At 53.7% G+C, this 255-nt stretch carries 1 rRNA gene; it reads right to left on the minus strand.

Going from position 1 to position 255, the window contains the following annotated elements:
* Positions 1 to 36: 36 nt before the first annotated feature.
* Positions 37 to 255: ribosomal RNA gene (locus GM672_RS28075) — 16S ribosomal RNA — on the minus strand; the annotation flags it as partial.

The raw sequence follows: 255 nt of genomic DNA on the forward strand, positions 1-255 counted from the left end.
TTTGATGCACGATCTTGCGATCAGTGCCGACTCTAGAAAGGAGGTGATCCAGCCGCACCTTCCGATACGGCTACCTTGTTACGACTTCACCCCAGTCACGAATCCTACCGTGGTAAGCGCCCTCCTTACGGTTAAGCTACCTACTTCTGGTAAAACCCGCTCCCATGGTGTGACGGGCGGTGTGTACAAGACCCGGGAACGTATTCACCGCGACATGCTGATCCGCGATTACTAGCGATTCCAACTTCATGCAGT

Origin of the sequence: Pseudoduganella buxea (genome assembly GCF_009720835.1) — a bacterium.
Lineage (GTDB): Bacteria > Pseudomonadota > Gammaproteobacteria > Burkholderiales > Burkholderiaceae_D > Rugamonas > Rugamonas buxea.